This is a genomic window from Rhodococcus sp. O3 (assembly GCF_048897285.1).
Lineage (GTDB): Bacteria > Actinomycetota > Actinomycetes > Mycobacteriales > Mycobacteriaceae > Rhodococcus.
This window is the reverse complement of the sequence record NZ_JBMBTE010000010.1, coordinates 1-20,100: the sequence shown is the minus strand read 5'-3', so window position 1 is coordinate 20,100 and position 20,100 is coordinate 1. Positions and strand designations below refer to the sequence as shown.

General features: G+C 67.9%; 19 protein-coding genes. 4 read left to right on the top strand and 15 right to left on the bottom strand.

The features are described from left to right. Positions 1-27: 27 nt before the first annotated feature. Positions 28-1,242 carry a CaiB/BaiF CoA transferase family protein gene (locus tag ACN675_RS05290; protein WP_420749867.1) on the bottom strand — a complete coding sequence of 405 codons (1,215 nt, stop codon included), beginning with the start codon at positions 1,240-1,242 and terminating at the stop codon, positions 28-30. Beyond that, positions 1,239-2,414, bottom strand: coding sequence for an acyl-CoA dehydrogenase family protein (locus ACN675_RS05285; RefSeq protein ID WP_420749866.1), 1,176 nt, complete (start codon positions 2,412-2,414; stop codon positions 1,239-1,241). Before ACN675_RS05285 ends, ACN675_RS05290 begins: the two co-directional genes overlap by 4 nt. 99 nt (positions 2,415-2,513) lie before the next feature. On the opposite strand from ACN675_RS05285, the gene ACN675_RS05280 reads away from it, so the two are divergent. Further along, positions 2,514-3,413, top strand: a complete 900-nt coding sequence (locus tag ACN675_RS05280) for a LysR family transcriptional regulator (RefSeq protein ID WP_197251628.1) — start codon at positions 2,514-2,516, stop codon at positions 3,411-3,413. A gap of 43 nt (positions 3,414-3,456) precedes the next feature. On the opposite strand, the gene ACN675_RS05275 is transcribed toward ACN675_RS05280, so the two are convergent. The 10 genes from ACN675_RS05275 to ACN675_RS05230 form a co-directional block, all read right to left on the bottom strand. Continuing rightward, entirely contained in the window at positions 3,457-4,854 is a 1,398-nt protein-coding gene (locus ACN675_RS05275; protein ID WP_420749920.1) for a PQQ-binding-like beta-propeller repeat protein, read from the bottom strand. Positions 4,855-4,862: 8 nt separating this feature from the next. Further along, a complete protein-coding gene (locus ACN675_RS05270; RefSeq protein ID WP_420749865.1) occupies positions 4,863-6,233 on the bottom strand; it encodes a hypothetical protein in 1,371 nt (456 codons plus the stop codon). Between the two features lie 131 nt (positions 6,234-6,364). After that, positions 6,365-7,201, bottom strand: a complete 837-nt coding sequence (locus tag ACN675_RS05265) for a methylamine utilization protein (RefSeq protein ID WP_420749864.1) — start codon at positions 7,199-7,201, stop codon at positions 6,365-6,367. Between the two features lie 48 nt (positions 7,202-7,249). Further along, positions 7,250-7,585, bottom strand: a complete 336-nt coding sequence (locus ACN675_RS05260; RefSeq protein ID WP_420749863.1) for a cupredoxin domain-containing protein — start codon at positions 7,583-7,585, stop codon at positions 7,250-7,252. Next, positions 7,585-7,926 carry a cupredoxin domain-containing protein gene (locus ACN675_RS05255; protein WP_420749862.1) on the bottom strand — a complete coding sequence of 114 codons (342 nt, stop codon included), beginning with the start codon at positions 7,924-7,926 and terminating at the stop codon, positions 7,585-7,587. Before ACN675_RS05255 ends, ACN675_RS05260 begins: the two co-directional genes overlap by 1 nt. A gap of 11 nt (positions 7,927-7,937) precedes the next feature. Further along, entirely contained in the window at positions 7,938-9,521 is a 1,584-nt protein-coding gene (locus tag ACN675_RS05250; RefSeq protein WP_420749861.1) for a multicopper oxidase family protein, read from the bottom strand. After that, a complete protein-coding gene (locus tag ACN675_RS05245) occupies positions 9,518-10,834 on the bottom strand; it encodes a hypothetical protein (protein WP_420749860.1) in 1,317 nt (438 codons plus the stop codon). The genes ACN675_RS05250 and ACN675_RS05245 overlap by 4 nt, the downstream gene beginning before the upstream one ends. Next, on the bottom strand, positions 10,831-11,535 hold the full coding sequence (locus tag ACN675_RS05240) for a methylamine dehydrogenase light chain (RefSeq protein WP_420749859.1): 705 nt from the start codon (positions 11,533-11,535) through the stop codon (positions 10,831-10,833). Before ACN675_RS05240 ends, ACN675_RS05245 begins: the two co-directional genes overlap by 4 nt. A 31-nt stretch (positions 11,536-11,566) precedes the next feature. Further along, positions 11,567-12,166 (bottom strand): redoxin domain-containing protein, encoded by a 600-nt coding sequence (locus ACN675_RS05235; protein ID WP_420749858.1) that lies wholly within the window; start codon positions 12,164-12,166, stop codon positions 11,567-11,569. 43 nt (positions 12,167-12,209) lie between these two features. Further along, a complete protein-coding gene (locus tag ACN675_RS05230; protein ID WP_420749857.1) occupies positions 12,210-12,797 on the bottom strand; it encodes a MauE/DoxX family redox-associated membrane protein in 588 nt (195 codons plus the stop codon). An 813-nt stretch (positions 12,798-13,610) separates the two neighbouring features. Here ACN675_RS05230 and ACN675_RS05225 point away from each other — a divergent pair. Further along, entirely contained in the window at positions 13,611-15,158 is a 1,548-nt protein-coding gene (locus ACN675_RS05225) for an APC family permease (protein WP_420749856.1), read from the top strand. After that, positions 15,155-15,907, top strand: a complete 753-nt coding sequence (locus ACN675_RS05220) for an IclR family transcriptional regulator (RefSeq protein WP_420749855.1) — start codon at positions 15,155-15,157, stop codon at positions 15,905-15,907. Before ACN675_RS05225 ends, ACN675_RS05220 begins: the two co-directional genes overlap by 4 nt. Here ACN675_RS05220 and ACN675_RS05215 read toward each other — a convergent pair. From ACN675_RS05215 to ACN675_RS05205, 3 genes are all read right to left on the bottom strand, one after another. Then, complete coding sequence (locus ACN675_RS05215; RefSeq protein WP_420749854.1) at positions 15,891-16,625, bottom strand: aspartate/glutamate racemase family protein; 735 nt, start codon at positions 16,623-16,625, stop codon at positions 15,891-15,893. The two genes, ACN675_RS05220 and ACN675_RS05215, sit on opposite strands and share 17 nt — an antisense overlap. Positions 16,626-16,629: 4 nt before the next feature. Further along, on the bottom strand, positions 16,630-18,144 hold the full coding sequence (locus ACN675_RS05210; RefSeq protein WP_420749853.1) for an NCS1 family nucleobase:cation symporter-1: 1,515 nt from the start codon (positions 18,142-18,144) through the stop codon (positions 16,630-16,632). A gap of 151 nt (positions 18,145-18,295) precedes the next feature. Further along, a complete protein-coding gene (locus ACN675_RS05205) occupies positions 18,296-19,018 on the bottom strand; it encodes a GntR family transcriptional regulator (protein WP_420749852.1) in 723 nt (240 codons plus the stop codon). A gap of 114 nt (positions 19,019-19,132) precedes the next feature. On the opposite strand from ACN675_RS05205, the gene ACN675_RS05200 reads away from it, so the two are divergent. Next, on the top strand, positions 19,133-19,999 hold the full coding sequence (locus tag ACN675_RS05200; RefSeq protein WP_420749851.1) for an oxidoreductase: 867 nt from the start codon (positions 19,133-19,135) through the stop codon (positions 19,997-19,999). Positions 20,000-20,100: the final 101 nt, after the last annotated feature.

Sequence of the window (20,100 nt, the reverse complement as noted above, 5' to 3'; positions counted from 1 at the left end):
GACCCGACTCGGTCGGATCCGTGTGTGTCACCGCGTCGAAGCGGAATGGAGCTTGGTCGATTGCACGGCGATTCCCGCTTCGAGGGCGGATTCGACGTCGGCCGAATCCATTCCGGATTCCACGAGCAGTGCACGAGTGTGCTGACCGAGCGCGGGGACGTCGCCCATGCGGGCCTCGACATCGCTGAAGGTCGCCGGGGGAAGCAGCGCCTCGACCTCGGCGTTCTCGGTGCCGACGGTGCGCCAACGGTTTCTGGCGGCAAGTTGCGGATGGGCGACGACCTGCTCGATCTGCTTGACCTGTGCCGCGGGAACACCGGCAGCGGCAAGTTTCGCATCGAGTTCGGCGGTCGACCGGCGAGCGGTTCGTTCGGCCACCGCGGCGTCGCACTCGGCTCGATGTTTCACGCGGTCGATGTTTGTCGCGAAGCGGGGATCGTCGGCGAGTTCGGGCGCTTCGAGGACGTCGTGGACCAATGCGCGCCAACCGTTCTCGCTCTGCACACCGATCAGCACCTGGCCGTCGCGAGTGGGATACGCGTCGTACGGCGCGATCGACGTGTGGCTCAGCCCCATGCGCGGTGGCTGCTCGCCCGTGTACATCTGCGTGTACATCGAGTGGCCCATCCACTCGACCGTGGCCTCGAGCATCGACACGTCGATCACGGATCCCTCACTCGTACGTCCCCGCCGCAACAGGGCTGCAAGAACCGCTTGGGCACAATACATTCCGGACGCGATATCGGCCGTGGGGATACCTGTCTTCACCGGGGTTTCGGGCGTGCCCGTGATCGAGATCAGGCCCGCCTCGGCCTGTACGAGCATGTCGTAGGCCTTGCGTTGCTCCATCGGCCCGCCCGCGCCGAACCCGGAGAGGTTCACCACGATCAATTCGGGGTGATCGGCACGCAGTTGTTCGGCTCCGAACCCGAGTCGCTCGGCCGCGCCGGGCGCGAGGTTCTGCAGGAAGACATCCGCACGATCGACGAGATTCCGTACGGCCGTGCGTCCTTCCGGCCGCTTGAGATCGACGGCGATCGATTCCTTGCCTCGGTTGAGCCACACGAAGTGCGCGCCCGTGCCGTGCACCACGTGGTCGTAACCGCGCGCGAGGTCGCCACCGTCGGGGCGTTCGACCTTGATCACGCGGGCTCCGAGATCGGCAAGGTTACGGGTGGCCAGCGGTGCTGCCACGGCCTGTTCGAGCGCGACGACGGTCACGCCCTCGAGGGGGAGTGTCATTTTGCCTTCTGTTCCTGCTTCACGAGTCCGCCCCCGATGATCAGGCGCTGGATTTCGCTGGTGCCCTCGTACAGGCGCAGCAGGCGCACGTCGCGGTAGATCCGTTCGACGGCGACCTCGCGCATGTACCCGCTGCCGCCGTGGATCTGCACGGCGAGATCGGCCACCTTGCCGACCATTTCGGTGCAGTACAGCTTCGTCACCGAAGGGGCGATACGGCGGTCGGTCTCCTCGACCCATGCCTTTGCGGCGTCACGGACGAGCGCGCGGCCGGCCATCACCCCGGTCTGCTGATCGGCGATCATCGCCTGCACCAGCTGGAAGTTGCCGATCGGGGTGCCGCCCTGAGTTGCCGCAGCCGCGTACGCGACCGATTCGTCGAGGGCGCGCTGTGCCTGCCCGACGGCCAGCGCGGCGATGTGCACGCGGCCGCGGGCGAGCGAGATCATCGCGGCCTTGTAGCCCACGTCCTCGTTGCCGCCGACCAGCGCTGCCGCGGGAACCCGGACCTGGTCGAAGTGCACGTCCGCGGTCCAGGCGCCGGCCTGGCCCATCTTGGCGTCCTTGTTGCCCACCTGCACACCGTCGGCGTCCGCCGGGACGAGGAAGACCGCGATGCCGGTGCCGTTCTCGTCGGCCGGACGCGTGCGCGCGAAGACGACGAACAGATCGGCGATCGGTGCGTTGGTGATGAACCGCTTCTCGCCCGTGATGATCCAGTCGTCGCCGTCGCGCACGGCCTTGGTGCGCAGTCCAGCGGGGTTCGAACCGGCACCCGGCTCCGTCAGGGCGAAGGAGGCGACGACGTCGCCGGAGGCGATACCTTCGAGCCACCGCTTCTTCTGCTCGTCGGTGCCGAAGTTGACCAGGACCTGCCCGGCGATGCCGTTGTTGGTTCCGAACATCGAGCGCAGCGACAGGGTGGTGTATCCCAGTTCCATGGCGAGTTCGACGTCCTGCATCAGGTTCAGGCCCAGGCCGCCCCATTCCTGCGGAACGGCGTAGCCGAACAGGCCCATCTCCTTGACGGCGGCCCGGATGTCGTCGGGGATGGCGTCGGTCTCGGCGATCTCCTGCTCCCGAGGGACCACGCGAGTGCGGACGAATTCTCTGACGTGCCCGAGGATGTCGGCGAAGACGTCGTCGGGGACTTCGGTTTCGAGGAGGGACATGTCACCAACTATGGCGACGGGATTATGATCGGTCCAATACCTAATCGGTAGTTCTGAAATGACATGAAAAGCATCACCCGAGGTAGAAGGGCGGATCAGGTGGAGATCTCACAACTCCAGGCGTTCCTGGCGGTTGCCGAGGAACTGCACTTCGGTCGTGCAGCCGAGAAGCTGCATCGAGCGCAGCCCCCACTGAGCCGCACCATCAAGCAACTCGAACGCGAACTCGACACCGAGTTGTTCTCCCGCAGCACCCGGGCGGTGAAACTCACGGCGAGCGGTGAGGCGCTCGTCGGCCCTGCCCGGGACGTACTCGACGCGCTGCGCCGGGCCGAGGCCGCGGTCCGCGCCGCCGACGACGGAGACGTCGGACTCGTCCGCATCGCGTTCGCCGGGGCGTCGACCCACCAACTCGTCGCTCGCCTCGCCCGGGTGGTGCGTTCGCAGCGGCCCGGCATCCAGCTCGAGCTCTCCAGCCAGAACTTCGCCCAGCCCGCGATGAAGAAGCTCGTGAGCGGCGAGACCGACATCGCGCTGGGCCGCTGGGACATCGTCCCCGCCGAGGTGGCCGTACGCGTGGTGATGCAGGACTCGCTCGTCGTAGCACTACCGGACACCCATCCGCTGGCGGGGGAACAGCGACTGTCGATCGCTCGGTTCGCTGCGGAGGGCTTCGTCTCCCTGCCCCCGCACGAGGGCGCGGTCCTTCCCGATCGGTTGCGCCGGCTCGCGCGCGCCGGAGGTTTCGTCCCCGACGTGGTCCAGGTCGCTCCGGACACCCAGACGGCATTGGCGCTGGTCAGCGCCGAGGTCGGGTGTCACCTGACCCTGGCGTCGGTGGCGGCGAACGTCAACGATCCCCATGTCGTGTTCGTTCCGCTCGACGAGTCCACCCCCGACGTCGACCTGCGGGTGGCATGGCGACGCGACGACCCCAACCCGGCATCGAAGGCCGTCCTCCGGATCGTGCTCGACACCGCCGACAAGGATTTTCGGTGAGCGTGGAGTGGTGAACATGCACTCGAATGCCGTTGCCCGACAGTCAGAGTGGGCGCAGGCCGATGATCGAGCGCGCCGAAACGTAGACGTACCGGTCGCCGGGGCGGACGCTGAGCGTTCCCCCGTCACCGAGCGCGTCCGGATCGTTGTCGACCGCAAGGAACGGGATATCCCACTCGAGGTCCCCGGTCCGGACGTCCATCGCCCACAGTCCGGTGAAATCGGACTGCACGACGAGGTCTTCGGTGTGGCCCAGCACCGTGCCGGACCGTTCGGGCACGTTCTGCCACAGCCTGGTCCCGGTGCGCAGGTCGAGTCCGGTCTCGGTGTGGGCGGTGTGATCGGTCAGCAGCGCGACGTCGCCGAGCACGGCACGCACCGTGCCCAACCGGGTGTTGGCGTTGTACTCGTCCGGTTCCCGTGGCACCGACACGAGTTCCGGGGCGGACCACACCGGGTCACCGGTCGCCCGGTCGTACGCGCCGTCGCCGAGCAGGACCGGGACGGTGTCGTCGGCGGGGCTGTCGAACGCAGGGGAGTGCGCCGCGGCGCTGTCGGTGGCGGCGATGACGGCTCCGGTGCCGTCGAGCAGGTCGGATCCGGTGACACGGAGACCGTCGCACTCGACGTGCACGCGCACGACCAGCGCGCCGAGCGTCGGCTGGACGCGGGAGCAGCCGTCCACCTGCGCGGTCCAAGTCTCGTCGCCGGTGTCGAGGTCGAACCCGGCGATGTCGGTACCGAGCGTGAGCAGTCCCTGTCCGTGGCGCACATCGAGGGCGTCGGGCAGGGCGGTGTCGTCCCAGCCGGTGCCCATGTCGAACGCGCGGGTGAAGTGCGCGTCGGGATCGAGGAGAGTTCCTGCGTGCACCCGCACGTCGTCGTTCTCGACGCTGCCTTCCGCGACGTAGAGACGGTCGTCGGTGGCGGCGATCGCGAAGGTGCCCCACTCGGTGGGGACGCGGGTGATCTCACCCGTCACGAGGTCGTAGCCGACCAGCGCCGGCTCGTCGGACCAGCCCGGAGTGAAGCACACCAGGGTTGCATCCACCGCGGAATCCGCGCATCCGGCCAGGTCGCCCGCGGGGCTGAGCCACCGGATCCGTCCGGAGTCGGCGTCGACACCGACGAGGTGCGCATCGTCCAGGGCCATGCCGCCCGGGACACCGACGAGCGCGACGGCGGTGTCGCCGAGATCGAGGAAACCCGGCATGCCCCAGTCGTATTCGCTGCCGTACACAGGATCCCGGAACTGCGCCGACTCGTGTCCGTGGACGGTGCGCGCCTCGACGGTCCAGCCGAGGCCGGGCGCCGCGTCGACCGTTCCGGTGATCTTGCGGGTGCCGTCACCGTCGGCGTGGGCGATCACCGCGACCGCGCCGGCCGTGGTCGCGGCGGCAGCAATCGCCGCGCACAACAGGTTTCGGATCTCCCGCGGCATCGCCACCGCTACACCTCCAGGCCCGGCGTCGACGCGATCTGCTCGAGGCGCTCCATCGTTAGCGGTTCGTCCGGAATATCCGCGCGGGAGGTGACATCGACCCGGGTGCCCGACGGGCGGGTCACGGTCACCGTCCGGGTCGTACTCGTCACGGGGACCGAACCTGCCGCGAGTCCTTGCGTCGTGAGGATGTACTCCCGCCGCTGGATTACCGTGCCGTCCGGTAGTTCTCGGGTCTCGACGAATCTGCTCCCGGTGGTCGGGGTGGGCGCCTCGTCGTCGGGTGTAGCGGATGGGCGTGGTTGTCCTGCCGCGACCGCGACGGTCAGCGTCGATTCGCTGCCGGGCGTCGTGACGTGCACGGCCTGGCACACACCGCCGTCGCCGGACCCGGCGGGCCGCAGTGCGCCGAGTGGGCGATCCACCGCGAGGTCGGTGACGGGAATTCCCGCCAGCACCTTGTCCAGCCGGGCGGCGGTCGCCTCGTCGATCGGCTCACTGTCCGAGGGTGCGGAGCACGATTCCGGGACGGTCGGTGTGCCCGGCGGAACCGGTGCGCTCACACGCAACTCGGGTACTGAGACCAGAGCGACGAGTTCGTCGACGGTCAGCGGGGGCCGGCCCGAGTGAACGGGGTCCCCGGCTGTGGTGTCGGCGTCGTCGGTGTGCGCGCTGATCTCGGAGCCGTCGGGAGCGTACGCCTGCGCGCTCCGGAACACCGTTCGCACCCTGTTGGTTTCGGACCAGGTCTCGTCGACGTCGACGACGGTGCCGTCGTCGAGCACGCGGCGTTCGTCGAGTCTGCCGGCGACACACGGCGGGACGGGGGCCGTCGATGCGCGGACGGACAGGGACAGCGCCCCGGCATCCTCGTCGCGGCGGATCGTTGCATACGCCGTCGTGAAACCGCCGAACCGGGCGCGGTCCGCGTCGTTCTCGACGGACGGATCGTGGATCGGCCCGAACAGCAGGGACTGCCGGGGCGCCGCGAAGACCATGTCGGCGTCGTCCGGCAACGCGCGGACGACTGCGTCGGTCATCGCGACCGCCTTCGGTCCCGAGAACCACGGATACGCGGGGTTGTCGTACCCGAAGTCGCTGCCGGAGAAGGAGAGGAACCCTGCGTCGTCACCGGGTGGTTCGACGCTCTCGCATCCGGGGATGGTCGTCGGGTAGGTCACCGGTTCGGTGACGTAGGTGTATTCCTCGGCGGCGGCCGGCGCGGCCGTCGTGGTCGTCGGAGGTGTGGTGGTCAGTTCTGGTTCGGGGTCGTGGAGCAGGCCGCTCACGATCACCCCGCACGCGGTGATCGCGACGAACGACAGGCCGTACGTCCACGCCGTGACGGCGCGCGACGTACCGGATCCGGGGTCGCTCATCGTGTTCCGTACCTCCAGCTCGACGGGTCCGGACCACCCTACGTGTCACCCGTCGCGGTGAACGTGCAGAAGTTGTCGCGACGCGCCGAGGCGCCGCGACAACTTCTGCACACTCGTCTTCGTGGCGGACGTCAGACCAGCGCGAGCGCGGCGAACGCGGCCAGGCCGACGAGCGCAGCGCCGGTCACTGCCTGCACGCGACGATCGACGACGCACATCACCGACAGGAAGCCGGGCATCGTGCCGCCGCGGCGGGAGTGGATGATGGCCGCGACGCTCGGCATGCACCGGCCGAGCGAGACGACGGTGAACATCGCCGCGCCCAGCGCGGGGGAGCCGACCGCGAGCACGCCGAGCACCAGCAGGTAGTACGCGCTGGACCGGATGAAGATCATGAAGCCGGGGCCGATGATCGCACCGAACAGCAGCGAGACCTTCCACGGCTCCATGGTCCGGCGCAGATGCCGGGGCAGCTGGCGACGTCGCATCGGCGCCGGCATCGTGAGCACACCGATCTCGTGCAGGCCGTAAGCGAGTGCGAACAGGGCCCATCCAGCGAGCAGCCACAGCGGCGACAGGTGCGCGGCGGTGACCGATCCGATCGCGCCGAGCAGCGCACCGGTGACGGCGCCGGTGCTCACCGAGCCCAGCGCGTGCCAGCCCAGGCGTCGCAGCGGCGTCGAGGAACCCTTGCGGTTGGGCTGCTTCGGCGCCGCGACGACCCCGGCCACCGACATGCCGCAGGTCGACCAGTTCGCGGCCAGCGAGGTGACCAGACCCGCGCCGACCACCGCGGCGGTCATCGCCGTCGACGTCGTCGGGGAGGCGAGGGTCGCGACACCCGCGCCGACGACGGCGGCACCGGCCGCCATGCCCAGGCGTGCTCGGACGGACACCGCGCCGTCGAGGGTCGGGCGGATGTCGGGTAGATCGGTTTCGATCGGTTGATGGGACAGGACTGCGGTCATCGGAACCTCCTGGATCGGTTGCTGTCTTCGAAAAGCTCCGCTGGGGTGTCAGCGGACGGTGACGGTGCCGGTCATGTACGGATGGATCGAGCACGTGTAGGTGTACGTGCCGGCCTGGTCGAACGTGTGCGTGAAGGTGCCGTCGCCGGTGATCCCGCTGTCGAAGGCGCCGGGCGACTCGACGTGGTGGAGGACGCCACCGTCCTCGAACCGCCATTCGACGGTGCCGCCGACCGGCACGACGGCGTCCATCGGGCTGAACTGAACATTGCTGATCTCGATCACCGCGTCGGGCGCTTCCTCTCCGGCGCATCCGGCCGCCGCGGTGGCGAGGACACCGCAGGCGAGGATCCAGCGATGCCGAACGAGTCTGCGCGGCTGCACTATTGCACGATCACTGTGCCGACCATCGACGGGTGCGGTGTGCAGTGGTACGTGAACGTGCCGGCCTCGTCGAAGGTGAATTCGTAGGTGCCCTCGGTGAGCAGTTCGCTCTGCAGCACACCGTCGAGCGGGCCGTCACCGGCGACGTCGTGGGGCAACCCGTTGTCGTCGAACCGCCACTGGACGGTCTGGCCCTTCTCGATGGTGACCGACGCGGGCGCGTACGACATGTTCGTCACGTCGATCACGACGGCGGGTTCGGTCGCCGCATCGGACGATCCGCACGCGGTCAGTCCGGAAGCGGCGATCAGTGCCGCGGCCAGTGGAAGCAGTTTCTTCACGGGGTGTCCTCTCATCGGATATACCGCAGGTTCGCGGTCATACCCACCTCGAAGTGATAGGCATTGTGGCAGTGGAACATCCACTCGCCGGGGTTGTCGGCGTCGAACTCGATCGCGAGTTCGGTGCCGGGTAGGACATTGACGGTGTCACGGCGCAGACCGCCGTATTCGGGAATCGCGAACGTGTGTCCGTGGGTGTGCATCGGATGCCACATCGTCGTGGTGTTCGCCATCGTGATGCGGACCCGTTCCCCTTGGCGCATGACCAGTTTCCCGGCGTCGGGTCCGGCCATGCCCCACACGTACCGGTCGCCGGCCTGGATCAGCTCGACCCGGTAGTCCCGGTCGACGGGCCGCGAATCGAGCCGGACCCCATCCACCGGTCGCAGCGCGCTCTCGGCGAGCAACCTGCCGTCGAGTTCCGGGATAACCGGCCCCACATCGGGATTCGTCAGGGGAGCGGCATCGGTGGAACGCAGAACGGTCGATGCGTGACCGTCCCGACCCTCGACCTTCGCGACCACCGGCCAGGCGCCGGACTTCAACGTGACGAGCACGTCGTAGCGCTGGGCCATCCCGATGATCAGGGTGTCGGTGGTCGTCGGGGTGACGTCGAAGCCGTCCGCCGCGATCACCGTCAGTTCGTGCCCGGCGATCGCGAACCGGTACGGGGTCTCGGCGGCCGCATTGATGATCCGCAGCCGCACCCGGCTGCCCGGTGCCGCCGTCACGACCTCGGGGTCGTTGGGCGGGCGCCCGTTGATCAGGTGCAGCGGATACCCGATGTGCTGGGTCATCCCGCCGAGCGGCGTCGAGGAACCGTGTCCACCGGAGACGGCGGCTTCGGCCACCGACATCTGCTCGGCGCTGTGTTCGACGGCCGTGCCACCGCCGTGCCCGCCGTGGCCGTGACCGCCGGCCATCGCCGGATTGAGTGCCGCCAGCACCGCTTCAGGTGTGGTGCCGAGCCCGTCGATCCAGTCGTCGAGCACGAGCACGACGTCGACGTCCGCACCCGAGCGGTCGTCCGGGTCCTCGACGACGAGGGCCCCGAACAGTCCGCGATCGGCCTGCAGGCCGCTGTGCGAGTGGTACCAGTGCGTTCCCGGGTCGGGAACGACGAAGTCGTACACGAACGCGCCCGCCGGTGCGATCGGATCCTGCGTCACCGGTGCCGCACCGTCCATGTCGTTGCGGATCCGGATACCGTGCCAATGCATGGTCGTGTCCACTCCCAGGTCGTTGCGCACCGACACGAGCATCTTGTCGCGCACACTCGCCCGCAGTTCGGGTGCCACCGCGCGGCCGCCGTACGACCAGGTGTCGACGAGCCGGCCGCCGAGATCGACGGTGGCCACGCCCGCGGCGAGCGCTACCGGAACCTCCTTTCCGTTCCAGCCGCGGGCCTGTTCGGCCGCGGCGATCTCGGGGTCGGTGGGCGAGATGTAGTCGGGCGGGGCGCCTGAGTCGGCCGCATCGGCCGAACTGCAGGACGCCGCACCCAGACCCAGGATCCCGAGGCCCACCGCACCGGCTCCGAGGGAGCCGATGCGGAGGAACCCGCGGCGATCCAGGATCGGTCCTGATCGGGTCATTCCAATACCTGAGGGGTGAGTAGTGTAGCGAAATCGTCCACGTTCCCGGTGATCTCGGCCGAGCTGACCTTGTCGCCGGTCGCGGACGAGACGCCGACGACGGTCTGCTTGGATTCGCCGTCCACCTCGGGCCCGCTGCCCAGCACGTAGAGGGTCTTGCCGTCGACCGAGTACGCCATGCTGGTGATGCCGGTCAGGCCGAGCGCGGCGAAGTCGAGCGTCTTGATCGGCGCGAAGTTCGACGCGTCGCGCAGCTCGATCTTCACGACGTCGCCGCCGCGAGCGGAGTGGGGGTGGACCACGCTGTCCGTGTACTCGATCGCGATGCGGTCGCCGGTGTTGTTGATGGCGTTCTCGGCGAAGCGGCCGCCGTCCTGTCCGGCGTTGCCGATCGGCGTCACCGCGGTTTCGGGCAGGCCGTTCGAGAAGTCGAAGACGTAGACGTCGCCGTTCGCGCTCAGGAGCAGTGCCTTCTTCGTGTCGGCGGCCCAGGTGACCTCGCGGGCGCTGACGAAGTCGTCCGGCAGGACCTTCGACCGCTTCGTCTCGGTCGGCACACCGGCGTCGTCGATCGAGATCTGGATCAGCTCACGGTTCTCCTCGCAGACGCTGTACAGCTCGTGCCCGTCGAGCCACGTGAACGGCCCGCAGCCGATGAGTTGCAGGGAGCCGCTTTCCTTCTTGGCCTCCAGATCCACGACCCGGACGCCGTACAGACCGTCGTCCCAGGTGACGAAGAACTTGCCGTCCGAGGTGACGGCGTTGGATCCCGGCCGCGAGTGGACGCGGGCGTAGTCGGGGAGCAGGACCTCCGAGGGTTCGAGCAGGGTGCCCGAGTACGTGCTGACGGTGAAGTCCGCAGCGCCGCGCGAACCACGCGGACGCCACACCTCCGCCGCGAGAACGGCAGGATCCTCCGGTGTTTCGCCGACGAAGCCGTGGATCACCGGATCCCAGATGCCGGGGCCCACCACGAAACGGCTGCCCGCGACACCGGTGACCGGGTCGAGGGCGTTCACGCCGAGTTCGAGCTTGCCGAAGCCGCCGGCGACGGCGAGCAGGTCGGTCGGCTTGATCGGATCGATCGACCCGACGTGCACGGGTTCCGGGATGGTGTCGCCGATCTCCTGATCGTCGTGACCGAGGGAGATGCCCTCACCGGGCGGGATGACCGGCACGGTGGGATAGGTGACCTCGCCGCTGGACGAGGCATCGTCGTCCGAGCTGCAGCCCGTCAGGACGAGTGCGGCGGCGAGTGGGGCCGCCACTACCGCGGCGGACCGGGAAAGACGCTTGGTGCGTTCGATTTTCATGCGCCGGCACCGACCTTCGGACGTGTGGCCGGACGGGTCTGGCAGTCCTCGCCGATGATCGGGGCCATCGTGCAGGTGTAGGCCTGGGACTCGTCGGACACGCACCAGATGATCTCCTGGTCGTAGCTGCCCGAGACCGGGTTGTACATGATCGCCTGCATGTCGGGTTCGCCGCAGAACGCGTTGGAACACGACGGTGCGCCACAGCAGTCGTAATAGGCGATCAGGTAGGTCTTTCCGGTGTCCGGGTTGGTGCAGCAACCGACCCAGAACTCGGCACCCGGCTTGCTGCCGGGAGCACAGGTGGTCACGCCACCGCCGTTGCAGGCCGCGCACGAGGTGCCGTCCATGTTGCACCAGCGCCAGTACTCGCACTCGGCCGGATCCTTGCCGTCGAACGTGATGAACTGGGGGTCGGGCGCATCCGGAGCGGGCGGCGGTGCCGGGGTTTCCTGGGCCATCGCGGTGCGCGTGACGGGCAGCGAGCTGATCAGCGCGACACCCGAGACGCCCATCGTCCAGCGTCCGATCTTGCTGAGCATCGAGCGGCGCGAAGTGCGTTCGGACAGTTTGCGTCCCGTGCGGCTCATGAAGGAACCGCCCTGACCGGCCATCCACGCGGCCTGTTCACGGACGGTGGCCTCGTCGACCGGATATCGCTGCTCCGTCACCTCATGCGGTTCCGGATTGTTGTGTTGCATGGCAGTTCGCCTCCTTCTATCGGGGGGTGGGTCAGGCGGACTTCGCCTGCGCGTGGAGGTGCTGGAGGGACGGCGTGCCGGATTCGAGTGCGTTGAGCAGACTCTCGACCTGCGCCATGTGGTTGGTCAGGCCCTTGCCGCGGATCTTGCCGTGTTCGTCGAGGATCACGCCGTACGGAGTGGTCCCGACCTGGTAGGCGATGCCCACGTCACGGGCGTCGACATAGCTGAGTTCGGTGCCGATGTTTGCGCCGGCCAGGAACTGCTGGTGCTCCTCGGGTGTTCCGTCGGAGATGATCACGACGTCGAGATCGGATTCGGCGCGGGCCATCGCACGCAGACCGGGCAGCAGGCTCTTACAGGTGCTGCAGCTCGGCGCCGTGAACATCAGCAGCTGCGGCTTGTCGCGGTGACCGCCGACCTTCACCGAGCGTCCGAGGTGATCGACGAGACCGGAGAACGACGGGCCGGCCTGCTCGATCTTCGGTCCGGTGTCCATCATCCGCGCGCCGAGCGGGCCGAGCCGCACCTGGACGCGGCCGATCTCCCGGGCGAGCGCGAGAGTCATGAGGAACAGCAGTGCGACCGCGATTGTCAGCACGACGACGGCCACCAGCAGAAAGTTCGTCATCGATTCAGTCCTGTCTACGAAAGTTGTTTCGGGAAAAAGAGAGTCACGAACCGTAGCGGGAGACGGTGCTCGTCGCCCGCAACCGGATCGAGGCGGCGCTCAGGTAGTCGTCGACCGGACGCCGTCCGACGTGCACGACCGAGCGGATCTGCGCGACGGCGACGACGGCCAGCACGACCAGCAGTCCGCCGGCCACCGCGGCCAGACGTTCGGGCACCGTGACGGAAACGGACCCGGCCAGCGCGAGCACCAGCGCGGCCACCGTGAACGACGCCGCCCGTGCCGCGTGGAACCAGCCGATCTGCGGGACCTCGTGGGCGCCGAACGCGAAGCATCCGCAGTCGAGGTCGCGACGGCCGCGCGCCAGGTTCACGGTCAGTCCCGTGGTGAAGGCCGTGAACAGCAGGGCTGCCGCCACAGCCGGCCACCGTCCGCCGATCCCGAGGATCAGCAGGACACCGACCAGCACCTCGACGTACGGCAGTGTCGCCGCCACCGCACGTTCCGCGGGGGCGGGCAGCAGCCGGTATCCCTTCACCACCGTCAGCAGACCGTCCCGGTCGCGGAGCTTCGGAATGCCCGCGAGCAGAAGCGTCCCACCGAGGATCGATGCGAGCACCACCCAGATCATGGATTTCGTCCTCTCTGTCGTCGGGGGAAATCCTGACGAGCAGATGAGGCGGTCTTGCTGCGCGGAGGAAACAACTGTGCAGTCGCCGAGTGGAAAACCGATGCCGTGGGTGATTTGCACGGTTTGTGCTGGTAGTGCCGTTTCTCGGGCACCCGATGAGCGCGTGCGATCGCCTGCGACCTTCGTTGTGCGGGCGGTCGCCGCCGAGCTGATTTCCACTTGGGGTTACACCTGCGAAACGGTGGACGCGGTACCCGTCACACATGAGGGCGTGCCGCGGCGGCAAGGCCGTCCGGTCGGCAATCACACGTCAGAGGACTGCTGATCGCACAAGGTCCCGATGAAGGGAAGCGACGGATCGCCGCGGTTCACCGCCGAATTGCGGGCACGCGGTGAGAAGGTCGGCAACAGGACGGGGGCGTCACCGCGTCCTGGTCACCGTGAGGCGCACACTGGCGCGATCGTTGCCGTAGAAACCCCACGCGTCGTTGGCGAAGGCATACAGGTATCCGGATCGGCACACCCGATCGGTGGTGTCTCGTGATCCCGGCGACAGCCCCCGAATACGCGCTCGTCCATCGTGCTCTTGCGGATGTGCGGTTGTCACCGGTCTTCAGGTGCGCAAACAGCGTGCCGACACCGTTGCAGTCCTGCCGACCATCGACTGTGCCGGGCAGCACAGTCGGGCGATGCGTGACGAGAATCGCAATTACCGGCACACGGGTAGGAAATGTGTCGGAAACAATCGCTTCATACCGTCCCTACGGATGGCCCGGTCCCGATCGCGGGCCCACGAAGGGAACGGTGGCCGGGGTGAGTAGCGGCAGACGTGGCGGTAGTGGTTCACGGATCGGCGGCGCGCTCGCCGCGGCGATCGCACGGTCGCGCAACAGCGAACCGAAGGCGCCACCGGTGTTCTCCCCGCTGCGGGCGCTGGGCCGCCGGCAGCTGTCCCAGATCGATCTGGTCGGCCAGTCCCTGTCGACCATCGCGCCGGCGACCGGCATGATCTTCATCGCGGCCTGGATCATCTCTGCGGAACCGGGCTTCGCCGGCCTCGCCGCGATCGTCGGGACCACCGCGGTAGTGGTAGCCGTCGCCTCCTGCATCACCCAGTTCACTCGGCGCCTCGCCGCCGCGGGTTCGCTGTACAGCTTCGCATTCCACGGGCTCTCGCGCCGCGCGACACTGACCGTGGGGGCGACGCTCCTGCTCGGCTATCTCGGCATCTCGATCTCGGTGCTCGCGAACTCCGCCGTCAGCCTGCTGGGAATCGGGACGGCCCTCGGTATCGATCTGCCGGGCACGGCACCGCTACTGGTGACCGCCGCGCTGGTCGCCGGGACGGTCGCGGTGATCACCGTGCGCGGGGTGCGATTCGCGACCCGCGCGATCCTCGTCGTCGAGGCGTGTTCGCTCGTGCTGATCGGCATCCTGATGCTCGCCGGACCCGACATCGACGTAACGGCCGGTGGCCCTGCCGCATCCGAGAGCCTGCCGTTCCTGGCCATGACCGTCGTGTTCAGCATGGCCGGATTCGAGAGCGCCGCGTTCTTCGGGGCCGAGGCACGGCGGCCGCTGACGACCGTCTCGCGCGCGGTGCTCGTCACCCCCATGGTGTGCGGTGCGGTTTTCGTCTTCGCCGGCTGGGCCGCGATGTCCGGGCATGCGGATGCGGTCGTCGCCGCCTATTTCGACGGCACGGCATCCGGCGCAAGCCTCGGGATGGTCATCGCGGTGAAGGCCGGTGTCACCTGCTCGTGGCTCGCCTCCACCCTCGGCTGTGCGCAGGCCGGTTCCCGGCTGCTGCTGGCGATGGGCATCGAAGGAACGGTGCCCAGGTCCCTGTCGCGGGTGCATCGTCGTCTGCGCACCCCGTACGTGGCCGTCGCCTCGTTCGTGGTCGCGAGCCTGCTCGGCGCGGGCGCATATCTGTGCATGTTCCTGGCCGATTCGATTGTGTTCGACGGTTTCGTCGAGGTCGCGATCGTCATCGCCTACACGCTGCTCGCGGTGTCGTGCCTGCGATTCCTGCGGCGGATCGGTGAGGACGCGCCGTCGACCACCGCGCTGTCTGTCGGAATCGCCGCTGTCGGTGCGGGACTGCTCGGCTATCTGGTCGTCGACGGCGTGACGCACGGTTCGTGGGCGATGCCGGTCGCAGTGCTGATCGTCGGCGTGTCCGGCACAATCTGGGCGTGGCTGCTGAGACGACTCCGACCCGAGTCCCTCACGACGATGGGGACGTTCGACAGCGTCGAAACCATCGACCTGTTACCGGGTTCGGGTGAACTCGTGCTGGACGACGACGGTCGGCCCCAGGTTGTGTCGGTGCAATCCGGCGCGGGGTTCGAGGCATGACCGCACACGTCGAAGCCGAGGTGGGGTTCGGCGGTCAGCAGCCGAAGGCGGTGCGCAAGGCCCTCGTCATGCTCGAAGCCGTTGCGCACCTCGGTCCGGGAGCGACCGCGAAGGAGATCGCCCGGTTCGCGGGGGTCGCACCCACTACCGCCTACCGCATGCTCAATCTGCTCGTCGCGGACGGATTCCTGGTTCGGGTGCCGGACCTGTCGGGGTTCGCGCTCGGCCGGCGCACCGCCGAGTTGTCCCGCGCGGCGGTCGCGACGGACACGTCGCCGACCCTGCACGAAACGGTCGAAGAACTGCGCTCACACACCCGGTTCGGGTTGCACGTGGCATCGTTCGCGGGAGGGCGGTTGCGGTTCGTCGACCAGGATCCCGATCACGAGATCGTCGGGATCACGCTGCTCGCGAAGAACCTGCACGCGAACGCGCTCGGGAAGGTGATGCTGGCGCACAATCCGGCCTTGAACGAGGGGCTCGAACTGCGCCGTCTCACCGATTTCACCGTGTGCGATCCGGAGGTGCTGCGCGCCGAACTGATGCAGGCGCAGCTCGACGGTCACGCCTTCGAGAACCAGGAGTGCCGGCTGGGCCGGTCGGCGCTGGCGGTGCCGATCCGCAACCACGCGGCAGAGGTCGTCGGGGGTCTGTGCCTGCAGGGTTCCCCGCTGCGCGTCTCGCCGACCGACTACGAGCAGTTGCGATTCCTGCACGAGGGGTCGCGCCGGCTCACCGGATTGTTGTGAAGCCCTTCAGGATTCCTGAGTAGGACTTCGGCGGCGGCGGTGCGAACTCGCCGCGTTTGCCGGTTGTCAGGCCCATCGTGACCAGCGACTGCACCGTGAGGGTCGCGGCCGCAACGCCGTCGACCACGGGGGCGCCGATATCGGCGGAGATCCGCGCGCACAGATCGGCCATACCTGCGCAGCCCAGCACGATCGCGTCGGAGCCGTCGGTCTCGAGAGCCTCGTGGCATGCCTCGGTGATGATCTTGCGGGCGTCGGGGTCGGTCTCGAGGTCGAGCACCGGAATCTCGCACGCGTGGATGCCCCGGCACGTGTCGCGGAATCCGTAGCGCTCGGCCAGGTCCCGGGCCCGGCCCGTGGTGCGGCCGAGGGTGGTGACGACGGAGAAGCCGCGGCCCAGGAAGCTCGCGGTGTGCATCGCGGCCTCGGCGATCCCCACCACCGGTCCGGTCGCGATCTCGCGGGCCGCGTCCAGCCCCGGGTCGCCGAAGCACGCGATCACGTAGCCGTCGGCGCCGTCTTCTTCCCCCTTCGCGATCTCGTCGAGAAGGCCGGGTACGGCCAGTGATTCGTCGTAGTGGCTTTCGATCGACGCGGGCCCCATCTCGGGGCTGACCGCCTCGACGCGTGTGCCCGGACCTGCAACGGCCCGGGCACACGCCTCGATCGTGGCAGTCATCGACCACGTGGTGTTCGGGTTGATGACCTTGATGAACATACGGTCAGACGACTTCCTGTGTGACGGACGAGGATTCGGTGACTTGCACCGCGAGCCGGGTGCGGGTCGCGAGCAGGTGGTAGGTGACGAACCCGAGTCCGCAGCCGATGAACCAGCTGTACTGCGCGGCCGTGTGCATGCCGGGGGCGTTGTTGAACAGCACCGGGATCATCGCGACGACGGCACCGACGACGGTCGCGACCACCGCGGCCGGGTTGTAACCCTTGCGGTACCAGTAGGCGCCCTTCTCGGACATGGTGAACAGGTCGTCGACGATCACCTTCTGCTTGCGGACCAGGTAGTAGTCGGCGATGAGGATGCCGAACAGCGGGCCGATGAACGCGCCGAGCGTCTCGAGCGTGTAGTGGATGACATCGGGGTTGTTGTACAGGTTCCACGGGGTGATCAGCACCGAGCCGACCGCGGCGATCATGCCGCCGGCACGCCAGCTGATCTTCTGCGGGCTCACGTTCGAGAAGTCGAACGCGGGCGAGATGAAGTTCGCGACGATGTTGATGCCGACGGTGGCGATCGCGAAGGTGAGCGCGCCCAGGACGATCGCGAACGTCGAGTCGATGCGGGCGACCGTCTCGACCGGGTCGGTGATCAGCTCGCCGTACACCGGCAGTGTCAGCGACGCGGTGATCACCACGAGGAGCGAGAACACCAGGAAGTTGACGGGAAGCCCGAGGAAGTTGCCTCGCTTGACGGCGGCAAAGGACTTGCCGTACCGGGAGAAGTCACCGAAGTTGAGCATCGGGCCGGAGAAGTACGAGACCACCAGGGCGATGGCGCCGAGCATGACCGGAATCGAGGACCAGCCGGTGTGGGTGACGGAGCCCAGGTTCAGGTCGATCGCACTCCAGCCGGCCTTCGAGATCAGGTAGCCGCACAGCAGGAACATCACCACGTACACAGCGGGACCGCAGAAGTCGATGAACCTGCGGATCGATTCCATGCCGCGCCAGAACACGCACGCCTGCAGCACCCACAGCGTCAGGAAGCTGACCCAGCCCAGCGCGGACAGACCGGCGAAGCCGTAGTCCTCCACCACGGCGTACGGTGCCAGCGACGGAAACAGTTTGACGAGCACCACGTCCAGTGCCGCGGAGGCGAGGAACGTCTGAATGCCGTACCAGGCCACCGCGATCAATCCGCGGATGATTGCCGGGATGTTCGCGCCGAGCACGCCGAAGACGCTGCGGCAGATCACCGGATAGGGCACCCCCGTCACCTGGCTGGGTTTGGCCACCAGATTGCAGAAGAAGTAGACGATCGTGATTCCGACCAGCAGTGAGACGAGCACCTGCCAGCTCGCCAAGCCGAGCGCGAAAAGACTTCCGGCCGTGACGTATCCGCCGACGCTGTGCACGTCGGACATCCAGAACGCGAAGATGTTGTACGAGCCCCACCGCTGATCCTTCAGCGGAGCCAGATCGTCGTTGGTCAACCGCGGATCGTAGGGCGGCGCGGACGACGTGGTGGCGGCGGTGACGGGAGGTGAGATCACTTCGGTCATGGGTGCTCCTGGCATCGACGGAAGACAGCACCGATCGGACTGTTCGCCAGGCGGATCGGTGTGGCCCCGTAGAAACGGTGTGTGCCCGGAACGCCAGCAACGGCGATGACGTCCGATGCCGAAACCGTATCGACGCCGTGTTGCCGCCGTATTACTCGAACTGTATATCTTCCCGGGTCAGCAGACCCGTGTCGACCGGGAGAGTCTCGATCGTCGAATCGAGCCTGCGATTGTGCGTCTCGGCGGCGGCCAGCAGCCCCGGGACGTCGCGCGCGAGGAAGCTGTCGAGCATGCGGCCGTGATCGGCGTGGAGGACGGCGCGATGGGCCGCCGTCACGTGGACCATCGGCTGAACGGGTTCGGTGATGTTCCAAGCAGATTCGAGCATGTGCAGCAGCCGGTGCATGCACGACGGCGCGGTCAGCGCCATGTGGAACACCCGGCTTTCCCGATGGTAGGCGACCGGATCGTTCTCGGCGACGGCCTGTTCGAGCCGCTCGTGGCTGGCGCGTGCGAGCTCATGGTCGGCGTCGGTCGCGTGCACGACCGCGGCGGTGAGCGACGCCGTCTCGAGTGTTTCCCGCACCAGGTACATCTCGCGGAATTCGGCCGCGGTCAGCCGGGCGACGGTGTAGCCGCCGTTCTGCCGGTGGTCGACGAGTCCCTCACCGATCAGCGTCTTGAGCGCTTCGCGAATCGGTATCCGGCTCACCCCGAACAGCTCCGCGATCTCACCGACCGGGATCGCTGTGCCGGGCGGAGCCGCGCCGGACAGGATCACGCGGCGCAACTCGTCGAGGATCGCCTGCTGCGGGCGGCCGGGTCGGTCGACGTCGAACTGGGCGAGTAGGGCCGAGCGGTGGCGTGGCGGCACGCGAACTCCTTTCGGCACATGGATTCCTTTTGGCACGGCAACGATCGTGACGGTATCCCCGTGATGTTTCGGACACGTGTCGTCGGCGGTGCGGTCCGGCGTAGGGTGGCGGCCATGACCGCTTGGACCACACGGGACATTCCGGATCAGCAGGGGCGCACCGTCGTCGTCACCGGCGCCAACAGCGGATTGGGGGAGCAGACCGCCCGTGCCCTCGCGAAGGCCGGCGCGGATGTCGTCCTCGCGTGCCGCGACGTGGCGAAGGGGGAGGCCGTCGCCGCGTCGATCGGTCCGCGCGCGCAGGTGAAGCGTCTCGACCTCGCGGACCTGGCCTCGGTACGCGAATTCGCCGCGGGCATCGAGAAGGTCGACGTCCTCGTCAACAATGCCGGGGTCATGGCGGTGCCTTTGCGCCGGACCGCCGACGGCTTCGAGATGCAGATCGGCACCAACCACCTCGGGCACTTCGCGCTGACCAACCTGCTGCTCGACCGCATCACCGAGCGGGTCGTCACCGTCTCGAGTGCGATGCACAGGATCGGGCGCATCGATCTCGACGACCTGAACTGGGAGCGCCGCCGCTACGAGCGCTGGCTCGCCTACGGGCAGTCGAAGCTGGCGAACCTGCTGTTCGCATACGAGTTGCAGCGCCGGCTGACGGCGCAGGGCTCGACGGTGCTGTCGCTGGCCGCGCATCCCGGATATGCCCGGACGAATCTGCAGTCGCGCACCGAGTCGATCCAGGATTGGATGATGAAGATCGGTGATCCGATCATGGGGCAGTCCGCGGAGATGGGTGCGCTGCCCTCGCTGTACGCGGCGACCTCACCGGACGTCGTACCCGGCGGGTTCTACGGACCCGACAAGCTGTTCGAGATGCGGGGTCACCCGCATCGGGTGACGTCGAACGCCCGCTCACACGACGAGACCGTCGCGCGGCAGTTGTGGGAGCTGTCCGAACGGTTGTGCTCGCTCACGTGAAATCCGAGGTCCCGGGCGCGCATGCGCCGGGCACCGGCAGCGCATCGCGCTCGCACAACCCCGTCTGGCCCACCAGATCCAGCGTGCGCAGGTAGCGTCGC

Excerpts from the sequence above, each read along its gene's own strand:
- ACN675_RS05290 (WP_420749867.1), bottom strand. The coding sequence starts at position 1,242 with ATGACACTCCCCCTCGAGGGCGTGACCGTCGTCGCGCTCGAACAGGCC.
- ACN675_RS05245 (WP_420749860.1), bottom strand. The coding sequence starts at position 10,834 with ATGAAAATCGAACGCACCAAGCGTCTTTCCCGGTCCGCCGCGGTAGTG.
- ACN675_RS05210 (WP_420749853.1), bottom strand. The coding sequence starts at position 18,144 with ATGACCGAAGTGATCTCACCTCCCGTCACCGCCGCCACCACGTCGTCC.
- ACN675_RS05230 (WP_420749857.1), bottom strand. The coding sequence starts at position 12,797 with ATGATCTGGGTGGTGCTCGCATCGATCCTCGGTGGGACGCTTCTGCTC.
- ACN675_RS05240 (WP_420749859.1), bottom strand. The coding sequence starts at position 11,535 with ATGCAACACAACAATCCGGAACCGCATGAGGTGACGGAGCAGCGATAT.
- ACN675_RS05215 (WP_420749854.1), bottom strand. The coding sequence starts at position 16,625 with ATGTTCATCAAGGTCATCAACCCGAACACCACGTGGTCGATGACTGCC.
- ACN675_RS05285 (WP_420749866.1), bottom strand. The coding sequence starts at position 2,414 with ATGTCCCTCCTCGAAACCGAAGTCCCCGACGACGTCTTCGCCGACATC.
- ACN675_RS05200 (WP_420749851.1), top strand. The coding sequence starts at position 19,133 with ATGACCGCTTGGACCACACGGGACATTCCGGATCAGCAGGGGCGCACC.
- ACN675_RS05270 (WP_420749865.1), bottom strand. The coding sequence starts at position 6,233 with ATGAGCGACCCCGGATCCGGTACGTCGCGCGCCGTCACGGCGTGGACG.
- ACN675_RS05265 (WP_420749864.1), bottom strand. The coding sequence starts at position 7,201 with ATGACCGCAGTCCTGTCCCATCAACCGATCGAAACCGATCTACCCGAC.
- ACN675_RS05250 (WP_420749861.1), bottom strand. The coding sequence starts at position 9,521 with ATGACCCGATCAGGACCGATCCTGGATCGCCGCGGGTTCCTCCGCATC.
- ACN675_RS05220 (WP_420749855.1), top strand. The coding sequence starts at position 15,155 with ATGACCGCACACGTCGAAGCCGAGGTGGGGTTCGGCGGTCAGCAGCCG.
- ACN675_RS05275 (WP_420749920.1), bottom strand. The coding sequence starts at position 4,854 with ATGCCGCGGGAGATCCGAAACCTGTTGTGCGCGGCGATTGCTGCCGCC.
- ACN675_RS05235 (WP_420749858.1), bottom strand. The coding sequence starts at position 12,166 with ATGACGAACTTTCTGCTGGTGGCCGTCGTCGTGCTGACAATCGCGGTC.